Origin of the sequence: Marinococcus halophilus (assembly GCF_002265875.1) — a bacterium.
GTDB lineage: Bacteria > Bacillota > Bacilli > Bacillales > Marinococcaceae > Marinococcus > Marinococcus halophilus.
In genome coordinates, this window is sequence record NZ_NPFA01000051.1 from 1 (window position 1) to 810 (window position 810).

The 810-nt window shown below is 66.8% G+C and carries 1 protein-coding gene; it reads right to left on the minus strand.

Annotation, left to right across the window (positions count from 1 at the left end):
* Window positions 1–810, minus strand: an 810-nt coding sequence (locus tag CHL76_RS16695; RefSeq protein ID WP_143747487.1) for an aldehyde dehydrogenase family protein, incomplete at both ends; no start/stop codon positions are given.

Sequence of the window (810 nt, forward strand, 5' to 3'; positions counted from 1 at the left end):
CGTTCGCCCACGCGATGCCGGCGGTCAGGTCCGGCACCCGCACGATGGACAGGACCGGCGCAAACAGCTCGTCCTGCCAGATGGTCATCGTCTGCTGCACGTGGTCAAAGATCGTCGGGCCGATAAAGTAGCCCTCCCGGGCCACCTCATCCTCGCGGCCATCGCGCACGAGCGTCGCGCCTTCCTCGACGCCTTTGTCGATGTAGGCCTTCGTTTTCTCGAGGTGTCCCTCGCGGATCACCGGCCCGAGGAACACGTCCTTCTCGCGGCCGTTGCCGATGGTGACGTCGTCGGCATACGCCTGGATCCTGGCCACCAGCTCGTCGGCGACGCTCTCCTGCACCGCCACCACAGAGGCGGCCATGCACCGTTCGCCCGCGGAGCCGAAGGCGGCGTTTAAAATCTGCCAGGCCGCGTTATCGAGGTCCGCGTCCTCCATCACGAGCGTATGGTTTTTCGCCCCGGCGAGCGCCTGCACGCGTTTGCCGTGCGCCGTCCCGGTTTTGTACACGTAGTCCGCGACCGGCTGGGAGCCGACAAAGGAAATCGCCGGCACGTCCCCGTGCTCGAGCAGGCCGTTCACGACGTCATGCGCGCCGTGCACCACGGACAGGACGCCCTTCGGGAGGCCCGCTTCCTCGAACAGCTCGGCGAGCCGGTTCGCGAGCATCGGGGTCCGCTCGGACGGCTTCAGCACGAACGTGTTGCCGCAGGCGATCGCGAGCGGAAACATCCAGCACGGCACCATCATCGGGAAGTTGAACGGGGTGATCCCGCCGACGACGCCGATCGGGTAGCGGTACATCCCGG